The following is a 19207-nucleotide window of genomic DNA, read 5'->3' as shown; positions in this document are numbered from 1 at the left end:
AGGGCGTTCACTTCAGGCGTATTGACACGCGGATCCCACCACCGTTCGCGGGCCGCCGATGCCCGACGAAGGCCGGACAGCGTGAAGCGACTGTCCGGCCCTCGTACTGGGTTACCGAGCCCTCCGCGCCTCGGCGGTCGGGCAGGACCGGTCAGCTGGACGTGACGGTGGCCTCGGCGTCACCCGGCTTCCAGGTGATGCTGCCGTGCTCGAATGTCGACTTCTTCACGCCGTCGGGGGTGTCCACCTCGTCGCTCGTGGGGTACCCCAGTTTGCCCTGCGAACCGCCGAGCTCGTTCCACTTGTCGCGAATCTTGCCCCACACGACGTAGGCCTGAGACTTGTAAACGATTACGCCGCCGTCGAATTGCTGGTAGACACCGCCATCCGGGTTCTTCTGCTCGTTGCCGGTGGGGGCACCCAGGTCTTTGCGCGCCTTGTCGTCGAGGGCGTTGTACTTCGCCAGGATTGGCCCCTCGACGGTGTAGGGGGTGCCGTTGGCGCCGTTGATCTGTGTCGAGCTCGGGGCACCGCTCGCCGTGGTGCTTTCCGATGGCGCCGCGCTTGCGGATGATCCCGCGGTTGCCGACGATGTCACCGAAGAACTGGCAGGACTGGTTGTTTGACCGGCGTTGTTGGACTTACTGCAACCGCCACCGATCAGCGCGAACCCCGCAAGCGCTACAGAGAAGGCCGCCGTTCGTTTTGTAATCTCGCGCATCTCATTCCTCTCGATAATGGACGGGATTCGCCGTCCGCGTATCGAAAAGGGAAGTAGGCCGATCCGCGACCCCCCGACGGAAGAACCTGCAGCAACGATGCCCGCCGGTCTTCCCCGAACGCATCGTACCGAGCACGGATTCGGCCGCCTTGTGTGACCCCCGTCACGGGGCTAATGGGCGAAGTGGCGCGCCCCCGTCAAATACAGCGTGATGCCGGCGTTGGCGGCGGCCGCGGTCACCTCGTCGTCGCGCACCGATCCCCCCGGATGCACGATCGCCTTCACTCCGGCGCCGGTCAGCGTCTCGAGCCCGTCGGGGAAGGGGAAGAACGCATCCGAGGCCGCGACCGCGCCGCGCACCCGGTCGCCGCCGCGTTCGACGGCCAGCCGCGCGGCGTCGACGCGGTTCACCTGCCCCATGCCCACACCGATGGTGGCGCCGCCGGCGGCGATCACGATCGCGTTCGATTTGACGGCGCGACACACGCGCCACGCAAAAACGAGGTCCGCCAGCGTCTCCGGATCGGCGGGCTCCCCGGTCGCCAGGGTCCAATTCGCCGGGTTGTCCCCGTGCGCGTCGAGCTCGTCGCGTTGCTGGACCAACAGCCCGCCACTGAGCGGCCGCAGTTCGGTGCCACCGGTCAGCGGCTCGGACGCCACCAGCACCCGGATGTTCTTTTTGCGCGTCAGGACGTCCAGGGCGGCCAGCTCGTAGGCGGGCGCGACGATGACCTCGGTGAAGATGGTGCTGACGTACTCGGCCATCTCGACGCTGACTTCGGTGTTGGCCGCGATGACCCCGCCGAATGCGCTCAGCGGATCGCATTCGTGGGCTTTGCGATGCGCGTCAGCCACCGATGCCGACGAGATCGCAATCCCACATGGGTTGGCGTGCTTGATGATTGCCACGCATTTCTGTTCGTGGTCGAAGGCGGCCCGCCACGCCGCGTCCGCGTCGGTGAAGTTGTTGTAGGACATCTCTTTTCCGTGCAACTGCTCGGCCTGCGCCAGGCCCGGCCATGCGCTGGGGTCGTTGTAGAGCGCGGCCTGCTGGTGCGGGTTCTCGCCGTAGCGCAGCATCGCCGAGCGGCGCCAGCTGCGGCCCAGCCACTTCGGGAAGGCGGTGGGTGGATGTTCGGGAGCCAGCGTCGACTCCATCCAGCCCGCCACGGCGATGTCGTATTCGGCGGTGTGCTGAAACGCCAGCGCCGCTAGCCTTTTGCGCTCGGCGAGGGTGAATCCGCCTTGCCGGACCGCGGCGAGCACCCCGTCGTAGCCCTGGGGGTCGGTGATCACCGCCACGCTGGGATGGTTCTTCGCGGCGGCGCGCACCATCGACGGTCCACCGATGTCGATCTGTTCGACGCATTCGTCGATGCTCGCGCCGGAGTCGACGGTCTCGCTGAACGGGTACAGGTTGACGACGACGAGTTCGAAGGCCGCGATGCCGAGCTGCTCGAGTGCCTGGGCGTGCTCGGGTTTGCGAAGGTCCGCCAGCAGGCCCGCGTGCACGCGCGGGTGCAGGGTCTTGACCCGGCCGTCGAGCACTTCGGGGAAACCGGTCAGCTCCTCGACCCGGGTCACCGGAATGCCTTTTTCGGCAATGTTCTTCGCGGTGGATCCCGTGGAGACGATCTCGACGCCGGCCGCGGTCAGCCCCTGGGCCAGGTCGATGAGCCCGGTCTTGTCGTACACGCTGATCAAGGCGCGGCGGATCGGCCTTTTGGCGTTCTCCCGCCAGTCGTCGGTGCTCATCCGTTGTCGCCTTTCATCCGATCGTCGCTTTTCTCCCGACCAGCGTCAGGCCGCCGGTTGCGATCGCGGCCACCACGTCCGCGAGCAGCTTGCGTTCGGTGACCTTGATGCGTTCGTGCAGAGTCTCTTCGTTGTCGCCGTCGAGCACCGGAACGGATTGCTGCGCCAAGATCGGCCCGGTGTCCGTCCCGGCGTCCACCAGGTGCACCGTACAGCCTGTGATCTTCACACCGTAGGCCAACGCGTCGGCCACCCCGTGCGCACCCGGGAACGCCGGCAGCAGCGCCGGATGGGTGTTGATGACGCGTCCGTAGAAACGTGAAAGAAACTGCGGTCCAAGGATTTTCATGAACCCCGCCGAAACCACCAGATCGGGCGAGTGGGCGGCGGTGGCGTCGGTGATCGCGGCGTCCCAGGCGTCGCGGTCGGCGTGATCGCCGAGCCGGACGGTGAAGGTGGGCAGGGACGCGGCCGCGGCGATCTCGGTGGCCAGGCAGTCACGGTCGGCGCCGACGGCGACGATCCGGGCGGGATAGTCCGCGACGGCGGCCTGGATCAGGGAGTTGAGCAGCGATCCGGTGCCCGAGGCCAGTACCACTACCCGCGCCGACGCGTTGGGGGGCACATGGAGGGGTTCGACCACATCGGCGAGCCTAGTCGGGCGACGATGCGCGCCCTCACGGGCGCGCTGAGGAGCCCGACCATCCACACAGCGGGCGACGATGCGCGCCCTCACGGGCGCGCTGAGGAGCCCGACCATCCACACAGCGGGCGACGATGCGCGCCCTCACGGGCGCGCTGAGGAGCCCGACGGGCGGCGGCCGGCGTCGTGCGTTTGACGATCACACTGGCCGGTAGGGCAATTGCCTATTGCTCCGGATCGCGCCCAACCGCGGAAGGCCCCGGCTCGCCTTCCCCCGGATCGGGCCCAACCGCGGGCGGCCCCGGCTCGGCTCCCCCGGGATCGCCCTCGTCCGCGGGAGGCTCCGTCTCGCCTGCCCCGGGATCGCGCTCGGCGGGGGGCTCCGTCTCGCCCTCCCCCGGGTCGCCCGCGGTCGGCTCGAAGAAGTCCTCCTCCGCCACCCTGTCGTCGAAAACATCGGCGAAATCGGCCGGCTCCTCGGCCGGTGCGGCCGACGCGGGTTTGGCCCGCAGCCGCCTGGGTCGAGGCCTGATCCCCCCGCTCAGCACCACGGTGATCCCGCCAATCACCGCGAACCAGAAGAAGACACCGAGCAGCAATGCGCCCTGGTCCACCCCGACATGGCCGAAGTTACCCAGCTGCCCACTTCCGGCGAATGCCAGCAGCGACATCACCAACGCCCCGGCGATTGAGGCGACCAGCAGCTTGACCAGCGCCGCGGCCGGCGGCAGCGCACGCCGGGCACATTGCTGTCCGACCGCCACGCCAGACGATGCACCGATGATGAGCAGCGCAACCCATACCGGCCCCAGCGGCGGCCTGGGGACCGCGGCCAACACCGGCAAGGCCGGGATGTCGCCGCCGAACACGGTGAACGAGCTGAACGTCGCGAAACCGATGTGAGCGCTGGATCCTACGGCGACCGCCGCGGTGCCCACAATCACGTTGGGCGCGTACAACATTGACAGCAGGGTGAGGCTGAATTCGCCGAAGATCGAATCGGTGATGCCGTAGAGCTCCTGCATGGTCGACCAGTGCACGATCAGCGACCCGGCCGTCACGAACCCGGAGAGCCCGAGCAACGCCAGCAGGCCGGCGGACGCGGCGCGCAACGAATCGCCCAGCCAATAGGGCAGCGACGACACCGCCAGCGCGCGTGGCCCCACCCGGGACCACACACCGATCCCCGCGCCGGCGGCGTGGACCACGAGCACGCTGAGGAACGCGCGCAGCGCGCTCGGTGTTTGCAGCTCGGTGATCACCGAGGACGCGTCGTGGATGACCGCCAGGGCGATCGCCGTCATCAGCAACGGTCCGCCCAGCGCCGAGGCGACCACCCAGCGAACGACCAGCCACGACGAGTGAGGTGAGGTGGCCCGCGCCGTGCTGCGCGCGGTGGCCCAGACCATGAGCAGCACCGGCAGCAGCGGCATCACACCGAGTTCGCGGCCACTGATGGAGATCGGAACCTGGTGCACGCCCAGCCACATGCTGGCGATGGCGCCCAGTGCGCCGGTCATGTCGCTGTTGGCGATCAGCAGTTGGATCAGCGTGACCGCGGCGATGATGACCAACGCCACCACGGCCGGGGCGAACGCGACCCTGACGAGGTCACGCGCCTGGCGAGCGCCCGCTGCCCGGTTGTCCTCTAGCCGTGTCACTCTTGGGCACGTCCCCGACTAGACGCAACAGCGCACGGTTAGGCGGGCGCTGGCCCAGACGGTGATGACGGCGACTGCTGCTCCTGGCCGAAGGATTGACCGCCGGATTGCTCCGAGTAGTTGGTGGGTGAACCGGCATCCGATCCGCCGCCGACGTTCGGTGGCGGGCTGAAGCTGGGGAAGCCGGTGGGGGGCGTCGACGAGCCCTGGTGCTGCGCGGACGGCTGCTGCCCCGACTGCGGCGAGGGCTGGGCGCCGAAACCGCCGGTCGGAGCGCCGCCCTGGGTCGGCGACCCGCCGGGCCCATACCCGCCGTATTGCGATCCGTATCCCTGCTGGCCGCCATGCTGCTGGCCGCCCGGCTGACCGTAGTAGGGCTGCTGGCCGTACTGCCCGTATTGCCCGTACTGGCCATACTGCGAATAGGGGTCGTACTTGGGGCGCGGCGTCGGCGCCGTGATCACGCCGGAGTCCAGCAGCACGACGACGACCGCGGCGATCGCCTGCAGCACGACGGCCGCCACCAGGGGCCACATCGCCCAGCCGATCGCGAAACCGGCGGGCAGGTTGATCGTCTCGGTGATGGCCAGCAGCGCGCCCAGTACCGCGATGACCGCGACAACCCCCACGTAACTCTTGGCTTTCGGCAGCAGGCTCAGCCCGGCGAGCAGCGCGGCCAACAGGGCAACCACGACCGCGGTGCCGGCATCACCGGCGCGACCGCCGATGCCCGGACCGAGGTCGGCGCTAATGGTGAACGTGGGCCCGAAGTTCAGCAGGTAGGCCACGAAACCGAGCACCACCACCGCGATGTTCAGGTACAGCGGAAGCTTGCTCTTGCCGTCGTCTTCTTTGGCGAACGAGGGCGTGGCGCCTGCGTAGGTGCCGCCGGGCTGACCCGGTGGGTATCCGGGGCTACCGGGAGAGTAGGTCATTGCTCCTCCTGTTGCTTCCAGTGCCTTTAAGTGCCGAGCGGGCGCCACGGTGGCGATGCGACGCTGTGCCTGCAGGCGCGTCACTGCGTTGCGACGCGGTCGATCACCCACGCTAGCGCACGTGCGACAACCGGTGCCGCTGCCACTGGCTTGGAAGGCGGGGCCCGCGGCGGCGATGCCGCGGCCCTCCGGCGAGACGGTCCGTATCACTACAGCTTGCTCAGTAGAGGTAGAACACGTTCTAATTCTCTGCATGGATTACGGGCTTGTGCTTTTTACCAGCGACCGCGGCATCTCTCCGGCGACGGCCGCGAAGCTTGCCGACGACCACGGCTTTCAAACCTTCTACGTCCCCGAACACACTCATATCCCGATCAAGCGGGAGGCTGCCCACCCCACCACCGGCGACGCGTCGCTGCCCGACGACCGCTACATGCGCACGCTGGACCCGTGGGTGAGCCTGGGCGCGGCCTGTGCCGTCACGTCGCGGGTGCGGCTGTCCACCGCGGTGGCGCTGCCGGTCGAACACGACCCGATCACGCTGGCGAAAAGTATTGCCACCCTGGACCATCTCTCCGGCGGCCGGGTCAGCCTGGGCGTCGGATTCGGTTGGAACACCGACGAGCTCGCCGACCACAACGTGCCGCCCGGGCGGCGGCGCACCATGCTGCGCGAATACCTCGAAGCGATGCGGGCGCTGTGGACCCAGGAAGAAGCCGAGTACGACGGTGAGTTCGTCAAGTTCGGTCCCAGCTGGGCGTGGCCCAAGCCGGTGCAGTCGCACATCCCGGTGCTCGTGGGGGCCGCGGGCACCGAAAAGAACTTCAAGTGGATCGCGCGCAGCGCCGACGGCTGGATCACCACTCCGCGCGACTTCGACATCGACGAACCGGTCAAGCTGCTGCAGGACACCTGGGCGGCCGCCGGCCGCGACGCCGCCCCGCAGATCGTGGCGCTGGACTTCAAGCCCGTTCCCGAGAAGCTCGCCAAATGGGCCGAGCTCGGGGTGACCGAGGTGTTGTTCGGGCTGCCGGACAAGCCCGATGCCGAGGTCGCCGCCTACGTCGAGCGGCTCGCCGGCAAACTAGCGGCTCTCGTTTAGTTGCGCGGTGCGCGTCGAGACTTAAACCATTGCGACGCGCAGCGGCGTGTCGTGTACCAGGTTTAAGTGTCGCGGCGCGGACGGCCGCTCAGGCCAGCGTGGCCCGGTTGTCCTTTTCGGTCGGCCGGACCACGATCGACGCCCCCAGCGGCTCGCCGTCGCTGAGCAACCCGACCAGCTCGGGATCCTCGCTCAGGGCCAGGAAACGGCTACCGTCGTCGTCGAGGCGGCCGATGATGATGCCGGTGTGCACCGGCCAGTCGTAGCGCACGGTGTAAGTCTCGATCCTCGCGCGACCGTCGGCCTTGACGGTCACCGACATCTTGGGACGGGCGGCGACCTCGGCGCGCAGCGCGGCGCTGTTGTCGGGCTTCCAGTCCACCGGCGTGGTCGAGTACACCCCGACGGAGTACTTGCTCATGATCCCGCCGTTGGCGGCGACCAGGCCGAATTGCCCTGGGAGGTCCCGCATTTCGCTGACCGTCTCGGCGATGCCGTGCAGGGAGTAGTTGTTGCCCGGTCCGCCGAAGTACGGCAGACCGCCGGTGAGCGTCAGCCCGCGGGGATCGTCGGTGGCCAGCTGGGTCCCGTCGCAGAAGTTGAACACCGGCACCGGGAAGCAGCTGTAGAGGTCGAAGGTCGAGACGTCGTCGATGGCCACACCCGCCCCGGCGAGCGCTTCCTGGACCGCCAGCACCGACGCCGAGTTATAGGTCAGGTCGAGGCGGTCCAGCAGCGGCTGGTCCACCATGTCGGCGTGCCCGTGCAGAAACACCCAGCGCTCCTCGGGCACCCCGAGCCGGCGGGCGGCGGCCACCGACATCAGCAGCGCGGCCGCACCCTGATTGACCTGGTCGCGGGCCACCAGCAGCCGCGGGTACGGGTCGCAGATCATCCGGTTGGACGCGGTCACGGTGATGAGCTCGTCGACGCTGCGCTCCACCGGGGAGGACGCGAACGGGTTCTTCGCCGCCACCTTGGTGAACGGGGCGAACAACTCACCCATCTGGCGCCGGTAGTCGGCGACGCTCAAGCCCAGCCGGGCGCGGCGCGCGTTCTCCAGCAGCCCGTACTGGGCCGGCGCTCCGATGAGCCCGTGCGCGACGGTGTAGTCGTCGAACAGGCCTTCGTATCCGAAGCCGCGGTCCTCGAGGGACCCCTCGACCGTGTCGGAATGATCCGGCTTATCCCGGTCGGCGAAATACCGGATGCTGGACGTGTTTTCGGAGCCGAAGATCATCACGACCTCCGCCTCGCCCGAGGCGATGACGCCGGCGAATTCGGTGACCAGATGCTGGGGTCCCTGGCCGCCGATGGGCTCGAGAACCGCGCGGGCCGGCGCGGCGCCGAGGCGCTTGGCCACCGACCGCGGGTAGTTGTTGGACTTGCCCATCGGCGCGGGTGTGCGCCCGGAGATCTCGAACTGCCGGAGGGCGGCGACGGTGTCGATGGCTGCGGCGACGGCGGTGGCGTCGGCCCCGGTGTCATGCAGCGCGGCCTGCGCCGCTGCCGTCGCCAGTTCCACCGACGACATTCCGCGGTAGCCGGAGTCCTCGATGCGTTCGGTGAACTGCCCCACGCCGACGATGACTGGGGTGTTCGGGTCGAGATTCATAGACCCACTATCTACCTTGGGCCGGGCCCCGGCCAAATCCGGGGCCCTCGCAGCATCGGCTCGCGCCCCTACAGGCTCTGCAGGATCTCCCGGGCCAGCGCCGCCGTCTCCGACGGGGTCTTGCCGACCTTGACGCCGGCGGCCTCCAAGGCTTCCTTCTTGGCGGCCGCGGTGCCCGACGAGCCGGACACGATGGCGCCCGCGTGGCCCATCGTCTTGCCTTCCGGCGCAGTGAATCCCGCGACATAGCCGACGACCGGCTTGGACACGTTGGCCTTGATGTAGTCGGCCGCGCGCTCCTCGGCGTCGCCGCCGATCTCACCGATCATCACGATGACCTTGGTGTCGGGGTCCTTCTCGAAGGCCTCGATGGCGTCGATATGGGTGGTGCCGATCACCGGGTCACCACCGATGCCGATCGAGGTGGAAAAACCGAAATCGCGCAGCTCGTACATCATTTGGTAGGTCAGGGTGCCGGACTTGGACACCAGCCCGACGGGGCCGGGGCCGCTGATGTTGGCGGGGGTGATGCCGGCCAGCGCCTCGCCCGGGGTGATGATGCCGGGGCAGTTCGGTCCGATGATGCGGGTTTTTTGTCCTTTGTCGACGTTGTAGGCCCACGCATAGGCGCTGTCCTGCACCGGAATTCCCTCGGTGATGACGACCAGCAGCGGGATCTCGGCGTCGATGGCCTCGATGATGGCGTCCTTGGCGAATTTCGGCGGCACGAAGACGACCGACACGTTGGCCCCGGTCTCCTTCATCGCTTCGGCGACGGTGCCGAACACCGGGAGCTCGACGTCCTTGCCGACCGGGTCCACATGCGACACGGTGGTGCCGGCCTTGCGGGCGTTCACCCCGCCCACCACCTGGGTGCCGGCCTTCATCATCAGCGCGGTGTGCTTGGTGCCCTCGCCACCGGTGATGCCCTGGACGATGACTTTGGAGTCTTTGTTCAAAAAGATCGACATGGCTTGGGTCCCTTACTTGTTCGCCAGCTCGGCGGCTTTGTCGGCACCGGCATCCATGGTCTCGGCCTGGATCACCAGCGGGTGGTTGGCTTGGGCCAGAATGCGCCGGCCTTCGTCGACGTTGTTGCCGTCGAGCCGGACCACGAGCGGCTTGTTCGCCTCGTCGCCGAGCATGTTCAGCGCGGTCACGATCCCGTTCGCGACGGCGTCGCAGGAGGTGATGCCGCCGAACACGTTCACGAAGACGGCCTTGACCTGCTTGTCGTTCAGGATGACGTCGAGGCCCGCGGCCATCACCTCGGCCGACGCGCCACCGCCGATGTCCAGGAAGTTGGCCGGCTTGACCCCGCCGTGCTTCTCGCCGGCGTAGGCGACGACGTCGAGCGTGGACATCACCAGGCCCGCGCCGTTGCCGATGATGCCGACCTGACCATCGAGCTTGACGTAGTTGAGGTCGTGCTCTTTGGCCTTGAGTTCCAGCGGGTCGGTGGCGTCGCGGTCTTCGAACTCGGCGTGGCCGGGCTGACGGAAGTCGGCGTTGGCGTCGAGGGTGACCTTGCCGTCCAGCGCCAAGATCCGGTCTTGGGGATCCCGCACCAGCGGGTTGACCTCGACCAGGGTGGCGTCCTCTGCGACGAAGACCTCCCACAGCTTGTTGATGGTGACCGCGGCGGCGTCGAGCACCTCGGCCGGCAGGTGGCCCTGTTCGGCGATGGAACGCGCGGTCGCCAGGTCGACACCCTTGACGGCGTCCACCGGAACCTTGGCCAGCCGCTCGGGCTTGGTGGCGGCCACCTCCTCGATTTCCATGCCGCCCTCGACCGAGCACATGGCCAGGTAGGTGCGGTTGGCGCGGTCGAGCAGGAAGGAGATGTAGTACTCCTCGGCGATGTCGCTGGCCTCGGCGACCAACAGCTTCTTGACGACGTGTCCCTTGATGTCGAGACCGAGGATGTTCTTGGCGTGCTCGAAGGCGTCGTCGGGCGTCGCCGCGTACTTGACGCCGCCCGCCTTGCCGCGTCCGCCGACCTTCACCTGCGCCTTGACCATCACCGGGCGACCGATCTCGGTGGCGATCTCGCGAGCGCCTTCGGCGGTGTCGGTCACGCGTCCCGGCGTAGTCGGTACGTTGTGCTTGGCGAACAATTCTTTTGCTTGATACTCGAAAAGGTCCATGGACTCTCTGTCTTCGCTCGACTCAACTGCTAGGCCTCTTGGTGGGCGGTGCCGCATCCGGCAACTCGCACGGACGAACTGTATCCACCCTCGAAATGGCTTTGACCGCCGCGTCCGCCGATGTGGCACAGCTCACGGGACATGGATAGACCGTCCGCGTGATCCAAATCACAATTCCGCCCGGATTGTGCGACGAGGTTGCCAGTCCCGCGCGTCAGCGGATACCTTCCTAGGGTCCAGATAACGTTATGGTCACGATACGAGGACATTTCAGGTTGCCCCAGCACCGTTTTGCCACGCCCTCTGCCGTAACAACAGGCATCTTGAGGGTGAGTCGCGCAGCAGGCGCCCGGTCGGCGGAGCCCCATCGGACCGAAGTCACGGAGATCCTTCCGCTCGACGGCTTTGACTTCGACGACCTCGATTTCAGCGACTCCGGTGACGATCTCGGCGATCACGCCGGCCTGGACTTCAGCAACGACTCGACGTTCGACAACGCAGCGCAGGTCCTGCTGGCGCCGGAGCTCGACGACCTCCACGAGACCGACGACCTGAAGCCTCGGTGGCTGGCGGCGCCCGCCACCGAGGTGTTGCCCCGGGTCACCGTCGGCCCCCGCACCGAGCGGCGCCTCGAGCACCCGCACACCACCGACGTCGTCGGCGCCGCGCGCCGCGGCGGGCAGCACCGCAAGCAGCCCACCAGCGCGGCCCGCGGCCGCCTGCTGATCTCGGCGATGGCCGCCGGCGCGGCCGCCGCGGCTGCCCACACGGCCACCAGCCACGCCGACACCCCCAAGACCGAGGCGGTGCTGACCGCCAACGCGTCCGCACTCACCGGCGGGTCGGGCAGCAACACCGTCCGCGGCCCCCAGGTGATCGCGGTGGAGCCCGCGGCCAACGCGGCCCTGCACAACCAGGAACTCGCCAGGGGCGTCGCCTTCGCCAACGACCGCGCCCAGCGCGAGGCGCGCCTGCAGCAACCGCTCTACGTGATGCCGACCAAGGGGATATTCACCTCCAACTTCGGTTACCGCTGGGGCGTGCTGCACGCCGGTATCGACCTGGCCAACTCGATCGGCACGCCGATCCTCGCCGTGTCCGACGGCGTCGTCATCGAAGCCGGCCCGGCCGGCGGCTACGGGATGCTGGTCAAGCTGCGGCACGCCGACGGCACCGTCACGCTCTACGGACACATCAACACCGCCCTGGTCAGCGTCGGCGAGCGCGTCATGGCCGGCGACCAGATCGCCACCATGGGCAACCGGGGCAATTCCACCGGCCCGCACCTACATTTCGAGGTGCTGCAGGGCGGCACCGAGCGGATCGATCCGGTGCCGTGGCTGGCTAAGCGTGGACTTATGGTCGGCAACTACGCTGGTTAGGGTGACCGCGCCGAACGAACAGCCTTCCGGTCCGCGTCCGCCCGAGGCCAGTGCGGAGCCCTCATCGCCCTCCGACTCACGGACACGGATCATCCGCCGCGCGCCGACCGGACCCATTCCCACCGCCCCGGACTCTCCGACTAGTCAGTTCGTGCCGCCGGCCCCGCCGTACCGGGGTGGCCCGCGTGCGGGGCGCACCGGCTATGCCGGAATGCCGGCCTTCGAGCCCACTGATCGCACGGCCGTCGCCGCGTGCGCGGTCAGCATCGTCAGCGGGTGGGCCACGTCGGTGGTGGCCACCGATCTGATCGCCGGTTGGTGGCGAACCGATCGCCTGTTCTGCATCGCGGTCGCGTTTCTGGCCCTCGTGTTCGGCGCCACCACGGTGACGGGTGTGATCGCGCTGCTGCAGCGCCGGTCGGTCAGCCGCTACCTCCTGTTGGCCGGCGCGCTCGTCGCTTTCCTTACTTACATCGGCGTGTTCATCGCCGGTGCCCGTGTGGCGTGGGTCGTGCACCTGCTGCCGCTGTTGCCGATCGCCACGGTGGTGCTGGTGATGCTGCCGCAAACCAAACGCTGGCTGGAGGCCTGACCTTCGCCGAACGTGTACTGGCGGCGATGTTTTCGCGATTTCTCCGCCCTGAGTGCACGTTCGACGCGCCTGGTCTTCGCCCGATTAGAGCTTGCTGATCGGGGCGTGGTTGTGCATCAGCTTGACCCGTCCCGAGCTGCCGAAGTCGATCAGCGACATCGCCGATTCGCCGACGCCGGACACTTCCTCGACGCGGCCCAGGCCGTACTTGTCGTGCGTCACCCGGTCGCCGGGCTCGAGCACCAGCAGCGGTCGTTTGCTCATCCCGGAACGAGTGGGCGCCGCGCGCGGCGTGCCGAATCGTCCGGCACCGCTCACCGGCGCGCTGAACGACGGGGCCGGTGCGGTGCGGCGCCATTCGATCAGTTCTTGCGGAATCTCCCTGAGGAAACGGGATTCCGGGTTGAGCATGGGCTGCCCCCAGGAGGAGCGCACGATGGCCCGGCTCACGTACAGTCGCTGCCGTGCGCGGGTGATGCCCACGTAGGCCAGCCGTCGCTCCTCGGACAGTTCGGTCGGGTCGTCCAATGACCGCATGTGGGGGAACATCCCGTCCTCCCACCCGGTGACGAACACCACCGGAAACTCCAGGCCTTTCGCGGTGTGCAGGGTCATCAGCGTGACCATGCCGGCGCCGTCCTCGGGGATCTCGTCGCTGTCGGAAACCAGCGACACTCTTTCCAAGAACTCCGCCAGCACACCCGTATCGGGCACGTCCTCGTCCTCGGGGGTTTGCAGCGACTCACCCAGGGCTTCGGCGTTCGCGCGGTCGGTGCTGAATTCGTGTGCCACGCTGACGAGTTCGTTGAGGTTGTCCAGCCGCGCCAGTTCCTGGGGGTCGGTGGAGGATTCCAGCTCCCTGCGGTACCCGGTGCGTTCGAGCACCGACTCGACCAGATCGCCGAGATCGTCATCAAGGCGGCCCCGCAGCTCGTCGAGCAGCTCGACGAAGCCCGCGATCGCCTTCTCCGCGCGGGAATTCAGCATCGGCACTTTGCCTTCGGCGGCGGCGACGAGCGCGTCGGCGAAGCTGGCCCCGGTGTTCTCGGCGTACACCGCGACGCAGGCCTCGGCGCGATCTCCGATGCCGCGACGCGGGGTGTTGAGGATGCGCCGCATGCTGACCGCGTCCCCCGGGTTATCCAGGACCCGCAGATAGGCGACGATGTCGCGAATCTCCTTGCGCTCGTAAAAGCGCACTCCCCCAACGACTTTGTAGGGGATTCCGGCGCGGATGAAGACCTCTTCCAACGACCGCGACGAGTTGTTGGTGCGATAGAAGACGGCGACGGCGTTGTAGGTGATCTCGCCCTTCTCGGCGAGCGCGTCGATCTCCTCGGCGACGAATCGGGCTTCGTCGTGCTCGTTGTCGGCGACGTAGCCGACGATCAACTCGCCGGCGCCTTCGGCGGTCCACAGACGCTTGTCGCGGCGCCCGGAATTGCGGGCGATCACCGAGTTGGCCGCCGACAGAATGTTCTGCGTAGAGCGGTAATTCTGTTCCAGCAGAATGGTTGTCGCGTCGGGATAGTCGCGTTCGAAGTCCTCGATGTTGCGGATGGTGGCGCCGCGGAATGCATAGATCGACTGATCGGCGTCGCCGACCACGCACAACTCCGCGGGCGGCACCTCATCAGACGATTCCGGTGCTTCTGAACCGCGGCCGACCAATTCCCGCACCAACACGTACTGGGCGTGGTTGGTGTCCTGGTACTCGTCGACGAGCACGTGCCGGAACCGCCGCCGATAGTGCTGGGCGATCTGCGGGAAGGCCCGCAGCACCGCCACGGTTTCCCCGATCAGGTCGTCGAAGTCCAGCGCGTTCGCCGCCCGCAACCGCCGCTGATACTCGCCGTAGACGCTGGCCACCGTGCGGGACAACTCGTCGGAATCATCGGTCAGCTTGGAGACCGCGTCGGCGGGGTCGATCAGCTCGTTCTTCAGGTTGGAGATGGCGTTGGCCAACAGCCGCGGCGAGTAGCGCTTGATGTCGAGCCCCATGTCGCGCCCGATCATCTGCAACAGCCGCCGCGAATCGTCGGCGTCGTAGATCGAGAAGTTGGAATTGAGGCCTTCGATCAGGGAGGCCTGGTTGCGCAGGATGCGCACGCACGTCGAGTGAAAGGTGGACACCCACATGGCGCGGGCGCGGTTGCCGACCAGCCGCACCACCCGTTCCCGCATCTCGGCGGCGGCCTTGTTGGTGAAGGTGATGGCCAGCACCTGGCCGACCCCGACCCCGCGCGCCGCGATCAGGTAGGCGATGCGACGCGTCAACACCGCGGTCTTGCCCGAACCCGCCCCCGCGACGATCAGCAGCGGGGAACCTTCGTGCACCACCGCCTGGCGTTGTTGCGGGTTGAGCCCCTCGAGCAGTTGATCGGCTTCGGAGGCCGGCTTGGTATCTGTTGCGTGCACACTCATGTCAGTCCAAACTTACCGCCGCCCAGTGACACAAAGCGCCCAGGCATCAAACCAGGCTAGTGGCTCGGCCGGCCTGAATCGCGCCACGCGTTCTACCGAAAAATCGGCGTGTCGGAATGCACTATTCAATGCCTCCTCGGCCCGGCGCCGCAATTGCACCCAAGTCCAAAAAGCGCAGCTTAAACATGTTTTTTTGCGCGTGAGCCGTTTTTAGTGGCACACTCATTTGGTGCTCAATCTGCAGTGCCGACGACGCTGCTCGACCCTCGGGTGGCGCCGCCGATTCCCCTACGGGTGCCGGTCCGCGGCGCCCGTGGTCTAACTGCTTCCGCAGAGCCCCGGGCCCGCTTCGGCACCCGGGGCTCGTCTTCAGTGAGGCCCAACTGCATGAGTCCAGAACCCACACATCACGACGACGGCGCGGAGGCAGCAGAGATGAACATCGAGATGGTGGAGACCCAAGAGGCCACCGACATCGACGACTTGCGTCACGAGATCGATCGCCTGGACGCCGAGATCCTCGCCGCGGTCAAACGGCGCACCGAGGTATCTCAAGCGATCGGCAAGGCCCGGATGGCATCTGGGGGCACGCGACTGGTCCACAGCCGCGAGATGAAGGTCATCGAGCGCTACAGCGAGCTCGGCCCCGAGGGTAAGGACCTGGCGATACTGCTGCTGCGGCTGGGCAGGGGCCGGCTCGGTCACTGAGCGCGGCGCCGGGCGCCGGCCTCATCGCCACACTGGCTCCTTCACGTCAGAGCCCATAGGGTCGAAGCATGACGTGCGTCGGCGACGATGCAGAGCGCAGCGATGAAGAGGAGCGACGCCCATGACGCCCATGACCTCCGTGCACACTCTCCCCGACATCACCGCCACCCCGGAGTGGGACGCCCTGCGCAGGCATCATGAACAAATCGGCGACACCCACCTGCGCCAGCTTTTCGACGAGGACCCCGATCGCGGCCGCGAGCTGACCGTCTCGGTCGGCGACCTCTACATCGACTACAGCAAGCACCGGATCACGCGAGAAACGCTGCGGCTCTTGGTCGATCTGGCCCGCACCGCGAACCTCGAAGAACGCCGCGACCAGATGTTCGCCGGCGTCCACATCAACACCTCCGAGGATCGTGCGGTGCTGCACACCGCGCTGCGGCTACCCCGGGACGCCGAACTGACCGTCGACGGTCAAAACGTCGTCGAGGACGTGCACGCCGTGCTGGACCGGATGGGCGACTTCACCGACCGGTTGCGCAGCGGCGAATGGACCGGAGCCACCGGGAAACGGATCAGCACCGTGGTCAACATCGGCATCGGCGGATCGGACCTCGGCCCGGTGATGGTCTACCAGGCCCTGCGCCACTACGCGGATGCGGGCATCTCGGCGCGCTTCGTCTCCAACGTCGACCCCGCCGACCTGATCGCCACCCTGGCCGATTTGGACCCCGCCACAACGTTTTTCATTGTCGCGTCGAAGACGTTCTCGACGCTGGAAACGTTGACCAACGCCACGGCCGCGCGCCGCTGGGTGACCGACGCCCTCGGCGACGCGGCGGTGGCGCAACACTTCGTGGCCGTCTCCACCAACAAGCGCCTCGTCGACGACTTCGGGATCAACACCGACAACATGTTCGGGTTCTGGGACTGGGTCGGGGGGCGCTACTCGGTGGACTCGGCGATCGGCCTGTCGGTGATGGCCGCCATCGGCCGAGAAGCGTTCGCGGACTTCCTGTCCGGATTCCACATCGTCGACCGGCATTTCAAGACCGCACCGCTGGAGTCCAACGCGCCTGTGCTGCTTGGACTTATCGGCCTGTGGTATTCCAACTTCATGGACGCGCAATCGCGCGCGGTGCTGCCGTACTCGAACGACCTGGCGCGCTTCGCCGCCTATCTGCAGCAGCTGACCATGGAGTCCAACGGCAAGTCGACCCGCGCGGACGGCAGCCCGGTCACCACCGGCACCGGTGAAATCTTTTGGGGCGAACCGGGAACCAACGGACAACACGCGTTCTATCAGTTGCTGCATCAGGGCACCCGGCTGGTGCCGGCCGACTTCATCGGTTTCAGCCAACCGATCGACGATTTGCCCACCGCCGAGGGCGACGGCAGCATGCACGACTTGTTGATGAGCAACTTCTTCGCCCAGACGCAGGTGCTGGCCTTCGGCAAGACCGCCGAGGAGATCGCCGCCGAAGGCACACCCGCGGATGTCGTGCCGCACAAGGTGATGCCGGGTAACCGGCCGTCGACCTCGATCCTCGCCGACCGGCTCACCCCGTCGGTGCTCGGTCAGCTGATCGCGCTCTACGAGCATCAGGTTTTCACCGAGGGCGTGATCTGGGGAATCGACTCGTTCGACCAGTGGGGCGTGGAGCTGGGCAAAACTCAGGCCAAAGCCCTGCTGCCGGTGCTTACCGCGGACGCCTCGCCGGCGCCGCAGTCGGATAGCTCGACCGATGCCCTGGTCCGCCGCTACCGCAGCGAACGAGGGCGCACCAGCTGATCGATCTCAGGCGAACATCTTGGTCAGCTGGGGCGGCAGCACCCGCATCAGCTGCACCAGCGGCGCCCACGGCCACCACGGCACCGCCGCCCGGCCCGGCTCACGCTCCATCGCGGCGACGAGCGCGTTGACGCCAGTTTCGTTGTCCACCATCAACATTGTGCTGTTCGACTTGGCGGTCATCTCCGACTCGATGTAGCCGGGTTCGATGACCGAAACCTTGACGGGCCCCTTGGCGTATTCGGCGCGCAACGATTCACCCAGCGAGCTCACGCCGGCCTTGCTCGCCGCGTACGCCGCCTTCACCCCCGGCACGCCCTTGTTGCCGAGCACCGACGAGATCAGCACCAGGTGACCCGAACCGTTCTTGTTGAACATCTCCAGCGCGGTCTCGATCTGCACCAGTGCGGCCACCAGGTTGGTCTCGAGGGTCGCCTTGTTGGCCCAGAGCTTGCCGGAGCCGAGCTTGGCGCCCTTGCCGATGCCGGCGTTGACGATGATGCGGTCGATGCCGCCCAGCTCGTCGCTGAGTTCGGCAAACACTTTGGGAACGGCCTCGTGGTCGTTGACGTCCAGCGCGGCGACCGCGATGGTGACGCCCGGATGCTTCTGCGTCAGCTCGGCTTTGAGCTCGTCGAGCCGGTCCGTGCGACGCGCGCACAGGGCGAGGTCGCGGCCCTTGGCGGCGAAGGCGCGCGCCATGCCGGCGCCCAGGCCGGAGCTGGCACCGGTGATGAGGATCTTCTGGCGAGTCATCGGGGCAGCATAACTAGTGCCCGCCCAACGTCGGGTTGTTGGGCTCGACAGCGGCTCGTTGGCACAACTAGTCCACGTTCGCGGCCCCCAGAAGCCGCACGCGCGACTACTTCAGCAAACGCGACATCCGCCGGTCGGCCAAGATCTTGCCCCCGGTCTGGCATGTCGGACAGTACTGAAAAGACTTGTCCGCGAACGACACTTCACGCACGGTGTCCCCGCACACCGGGCAGGGCAGCCCGGTGCGGGCGTGCACGCGCAATCCGGAGCGTTTCTCGCCCTTGAGGGTGGCCGCGCCCTGGCCGACGGATCGGCTCACCGCGTCGGTGAGCACGGTGACCATGGCGTCATGCAGCGTGGCGAGTTGTTTCTCGGACAGCTTGCCAGCGGTGGCGAACGGCGAGATCTTCGCGACGTGCAAGATCTCGTCGCTGTAGGCGTTGCCGATGCCGGCGATCACCTTCTGGTCGGTGATGACCGTCTTGATCCGCCCGGTGTTGTCGGCCAGAACGCGGGCCAGATCGTCTGGGCCGAGCTCCAGCGCGTCCGGCCCGAGGGAGGCGATCTGCGGGATCTGCTGGGGGTCGCTCACCAGCCACACCGCCAGCCGCTTCTGGGTGCCGGCCTCGGTGAGGTCGAAGCCGGGCGCCTCCCCCGGTGTGCCCAGATGCACCCGCAGCGCGATCGGGCCCTTGCCGGGTCGCAGCGGCGCCGCGGCCAACTTGTCGGACCACCGCAGCCAGCCCGCCCGGGACAAATGCGCGATCAAGGAGAGGTTGTCCGTCCGCAGCCCCAGGTATTTGCCCCAGCGGTCGGCCCCGACCACGGTCTGGCCGTGCAGCGCGCTGATCGGCGGGTCGAAGGTCTTCAGGACGGACAGGGCGGCGATGTCGACCCGGCCGACGGACAGGCCCACGGCGTGGCGCCGTAAGTGGTCGACCAGCGCTTCGATCTCGGGCAGTTCGGGCACG

The 19207-nt window shown here is 67.5% G+C and carries 16 protein-coding genes and 1 pseudogene; 5 read left to right on the top strand and 12 right to left on the bottom strand.

Translation table 11 applies throughout. The features are described from left to right. Positions 1-151: 151 nt before the first annotated feature. The 5 genes from AC0KTM_RS02925 to AC0KTM_RS02905 form a co-directional block, all read right to left on the bottom strand. Positions 152-721 carry an LGFP repeat-containing protein gene (locus tag AC0KTM_RS02925; protein WP_225327995.1) on the bottom strand — a complete coding sequence of 190 codons (570 nt, stop codon included), beginning with the start codon at positions 719-721 and terminating at the stop codon, positions 152-154. A 171-nt stretch (positions 722-892) separates the two neighbouring features. Further along, positions 893-2476 carry a bifunctional phosphoribosylaminoimidazolecarboxamide formyltransferase/IMP cyclohydrolase gene (gene purH / locus AC0KTM_RS02920; RefSeq protein WP_238958262.1) on the bottom strand — a complete coding sequence of 528 codons (1584 nt, stop codon included), beginning with the start codon at positions 2474-2476 and terminating at the stop codon, positions 893-895. Between the two features lie 13 nt (positions 2477-2489). Further along, positions 2490-3119: a phosphoribosylglycinamide formyltransferase gene (gene purN / locus AC0KTM_RS02915; protein WP_238958263.1), complete on the bottom strand. Its 630-nt coding sequence runs from the start codon at positions 3117-3119 to the stop codon at positions 2490-2492. A 224-nt stretch (positions 3120-3343) separates the two neighbouring features. Then, positions 3344-4780, bottom strand: coding sequence for a cell division protein PerM (locus AC0KTM_RS02910; protein ID WP_238958264.1), 1437 nt, complete (start codon positions 4778-4780; stop codon positions 3344-3346). A 38-nt stretch (positions 4781-4818) separates the two neighbouring features. Then, the gene (locus AC0KTM_RS02905) at positions 4819-5715 is read right to left on the bottom strand and encodes a DUF5336 domain-containing protein (protein ID WP_225330112.1); all 897 of its coding nucleotides are present in this window, start codon (positions 5713-5715) and stop codon (positions 4819-4821) included. A gap of 253 nt (positions 5716-5968) precedes the next feature. On the opposite strand from AC0KTM_RS02905, the gene AC0KTM_RS02900 reads away from it, so the two are divergent. Further along, positions 5969-6817 (top strand): LLM class F420-dependent oxidoreductase, encoded by an 849-nt coding sequence (locus AC0KTM_RS02900; RefSeq protein ID WP_238958265.1) that lies wholly within the window; start codon positions 5969-5971, stop codon positions 6815-6817. An 88-nt stretch (positions 6818-6905) separates the two neighbouring features. Here AC0KTM_RS02900 and AC0KTM_RS02895 read toward each other — a convergent pair whose 3' ends face one another. The 3 genes from AC0KTM_RS02895 to sucC all read right to left on the bottom strand — a co-directional run bounded on the left by AC0KTM_RS02895 (position 6906) and on the right by sucC (position 10579). Continuing rightward, positions 6906-8432 carry an acetyl-CoA acetyltransferase gene (locus AC0KTM_RS02895; RefSeq protein ID WP_472414926.1) on the bottom strand — a complete coding sequence of 509 codons (1527 nt, stop codon included), beginning with the start codon at positions 8430-8432 and terminating at the stop codon, positions 6906-6908. 68 nt (positions 8433-8500) lie between these two features. After that, positions 8501-9403 carry a succinate--CoA ligase subunit alpha gene (sucD, locus tag AC0KTM_RS02890; RefSeq protein WP_083018032.1) on the bottom strand — a complete coding sequence of 301 codons (903 nt, stop codon included), beginning with the start codon at positions 9401-9403 and terminating at the stop codon, positions 8501-8503. Positions 9404-9415: 12 nt separating this feature from the next. Continuing rightward, entirely contained in the window at positions 9416-10579 is a 1164-nt protein-coding gene (gene sucC / locus AC0KTM_RS02885) for an ADP-forming succinate--CoA ligase subunit beta (RefSeq protein ID WP_225330109.1), read from the bottom strand. Positions 10580-10908: 329 nt separating this feature from the next. Between sucC and AC0KTM_RS02880 the strand changes: the two genes are divergently transcribed. Both AC0KTM_RS02880 and AC0KTM_RS02875 read left to right on the top strand, forming a co-directional pair. Then, positions 10909-11961, top strand: a complete 1053-nt coding sequence (locus AC0KTM_RS02880; RefSeq protein WP_225330108.1) for a M23 family metallopeptidase — start codon at positions 10909-10911, stop codon at positions 11959-11961. Position 11962: 1 nt separating this feature from the next. Then, positions 11963-12553, top strand: a complete 591-nt coding sequence (locus AC0KTM_RS02875; protein WP_225330107.1) for a hypothetical protein — start codon at positions 11963-11965, stop codon at positions 12551-12553. A gap of 84 nt (positions 12554-12637) precedes the next feature. Here the strand turns inward: AC0KTM_RS02875 and pcrA are convergent, their stop codons facing one another. Further along, complete coding sequence (gene pcrA / locus AC0KTM_RS02870; protein WP_472414924.1) at positions 12638-14977, bottom strand: DNA helicase PcrA; 2340 nt, start codon at positions 14975-14977, stop codon at positions 12638-12640. Positions 14978-15364: 387 nt separating this feature from the next. Here pcrA and AC0KTM_RS02865 point away from each other — a divergent pair, with 387 nt between their 5' ends. Both AC0KTM_RS02865 and pgi read left to right on the top strand, forming a co-directional pair. Beyond that, positions 15365-15685: a chorismate mutase gene (locus AC0KTM_RS02865; protein WP_472414922.1), complete on the top strand. Its 321-nt coding sequence runs from the start codon at positions 15365-15367 to the stop codon at positions 15683-15685. 130 nt (positions 15686-15815) lie between these two features. Further along, entirely contained in the window at positions 15816-17480 is a 1665-nt protein-coding gene (pgi, locus tag AC0KTM_RS02860) for a glucose-6-phosphate isomerase (RefSeq protein WP_472417359.1), read from the top strand. 6 nt (positions 17481-17486) lie between these two features. On the opposite strand, the gene AC0KTM_RS02855 is transcribed toward pgi, so the two are convergent. From AC0KTM_RS02855 to AC0KTM_RS02845, 3 genes and pseudogenes are all read right to left on the bottom strand, one after another. Next, entirely contained in the window at positions 17487-18236 is a 750-nt protein-coding gene (locus AC0KTM_RS02855) for an SDR family oxidoreductase (protein ID WP_238958269.1), read from the bottom strand. A gap of 106 nt (positions 18237-18342) precedes the next feature. Next, positions 18343-18810 carry a zinc finger domain-containing protein gene (locus AC0KTM_RS02850; protein ID WP_225330116.1) on the bottom strand — a complete coding sequence of 156 codons (468 nt, stop codon included), beginning with the start codon at positions 18808-18810 and terminating at the stop codon, positions 18343-18345. A gap of 153 nt (positions 18811-18963) precedes the next feature. Continuing rightward, a pseudogene (locus tag AC0KTM_RS02845) lies at positions 18964-19206 on the bottom strand (DNA-formamidopyrimidine glycosylase family protein); the annotation flags it as partial. Between the last annotated feature and the right edge of the window lies 1 nt (position 19207).

This window comes from Mycobacterium sp. NTMscope_Eco_3, assembly GCF_976985685.1.
This window is presented reverse-complemented; position numbering and strand designations above follow the sequence as displayed.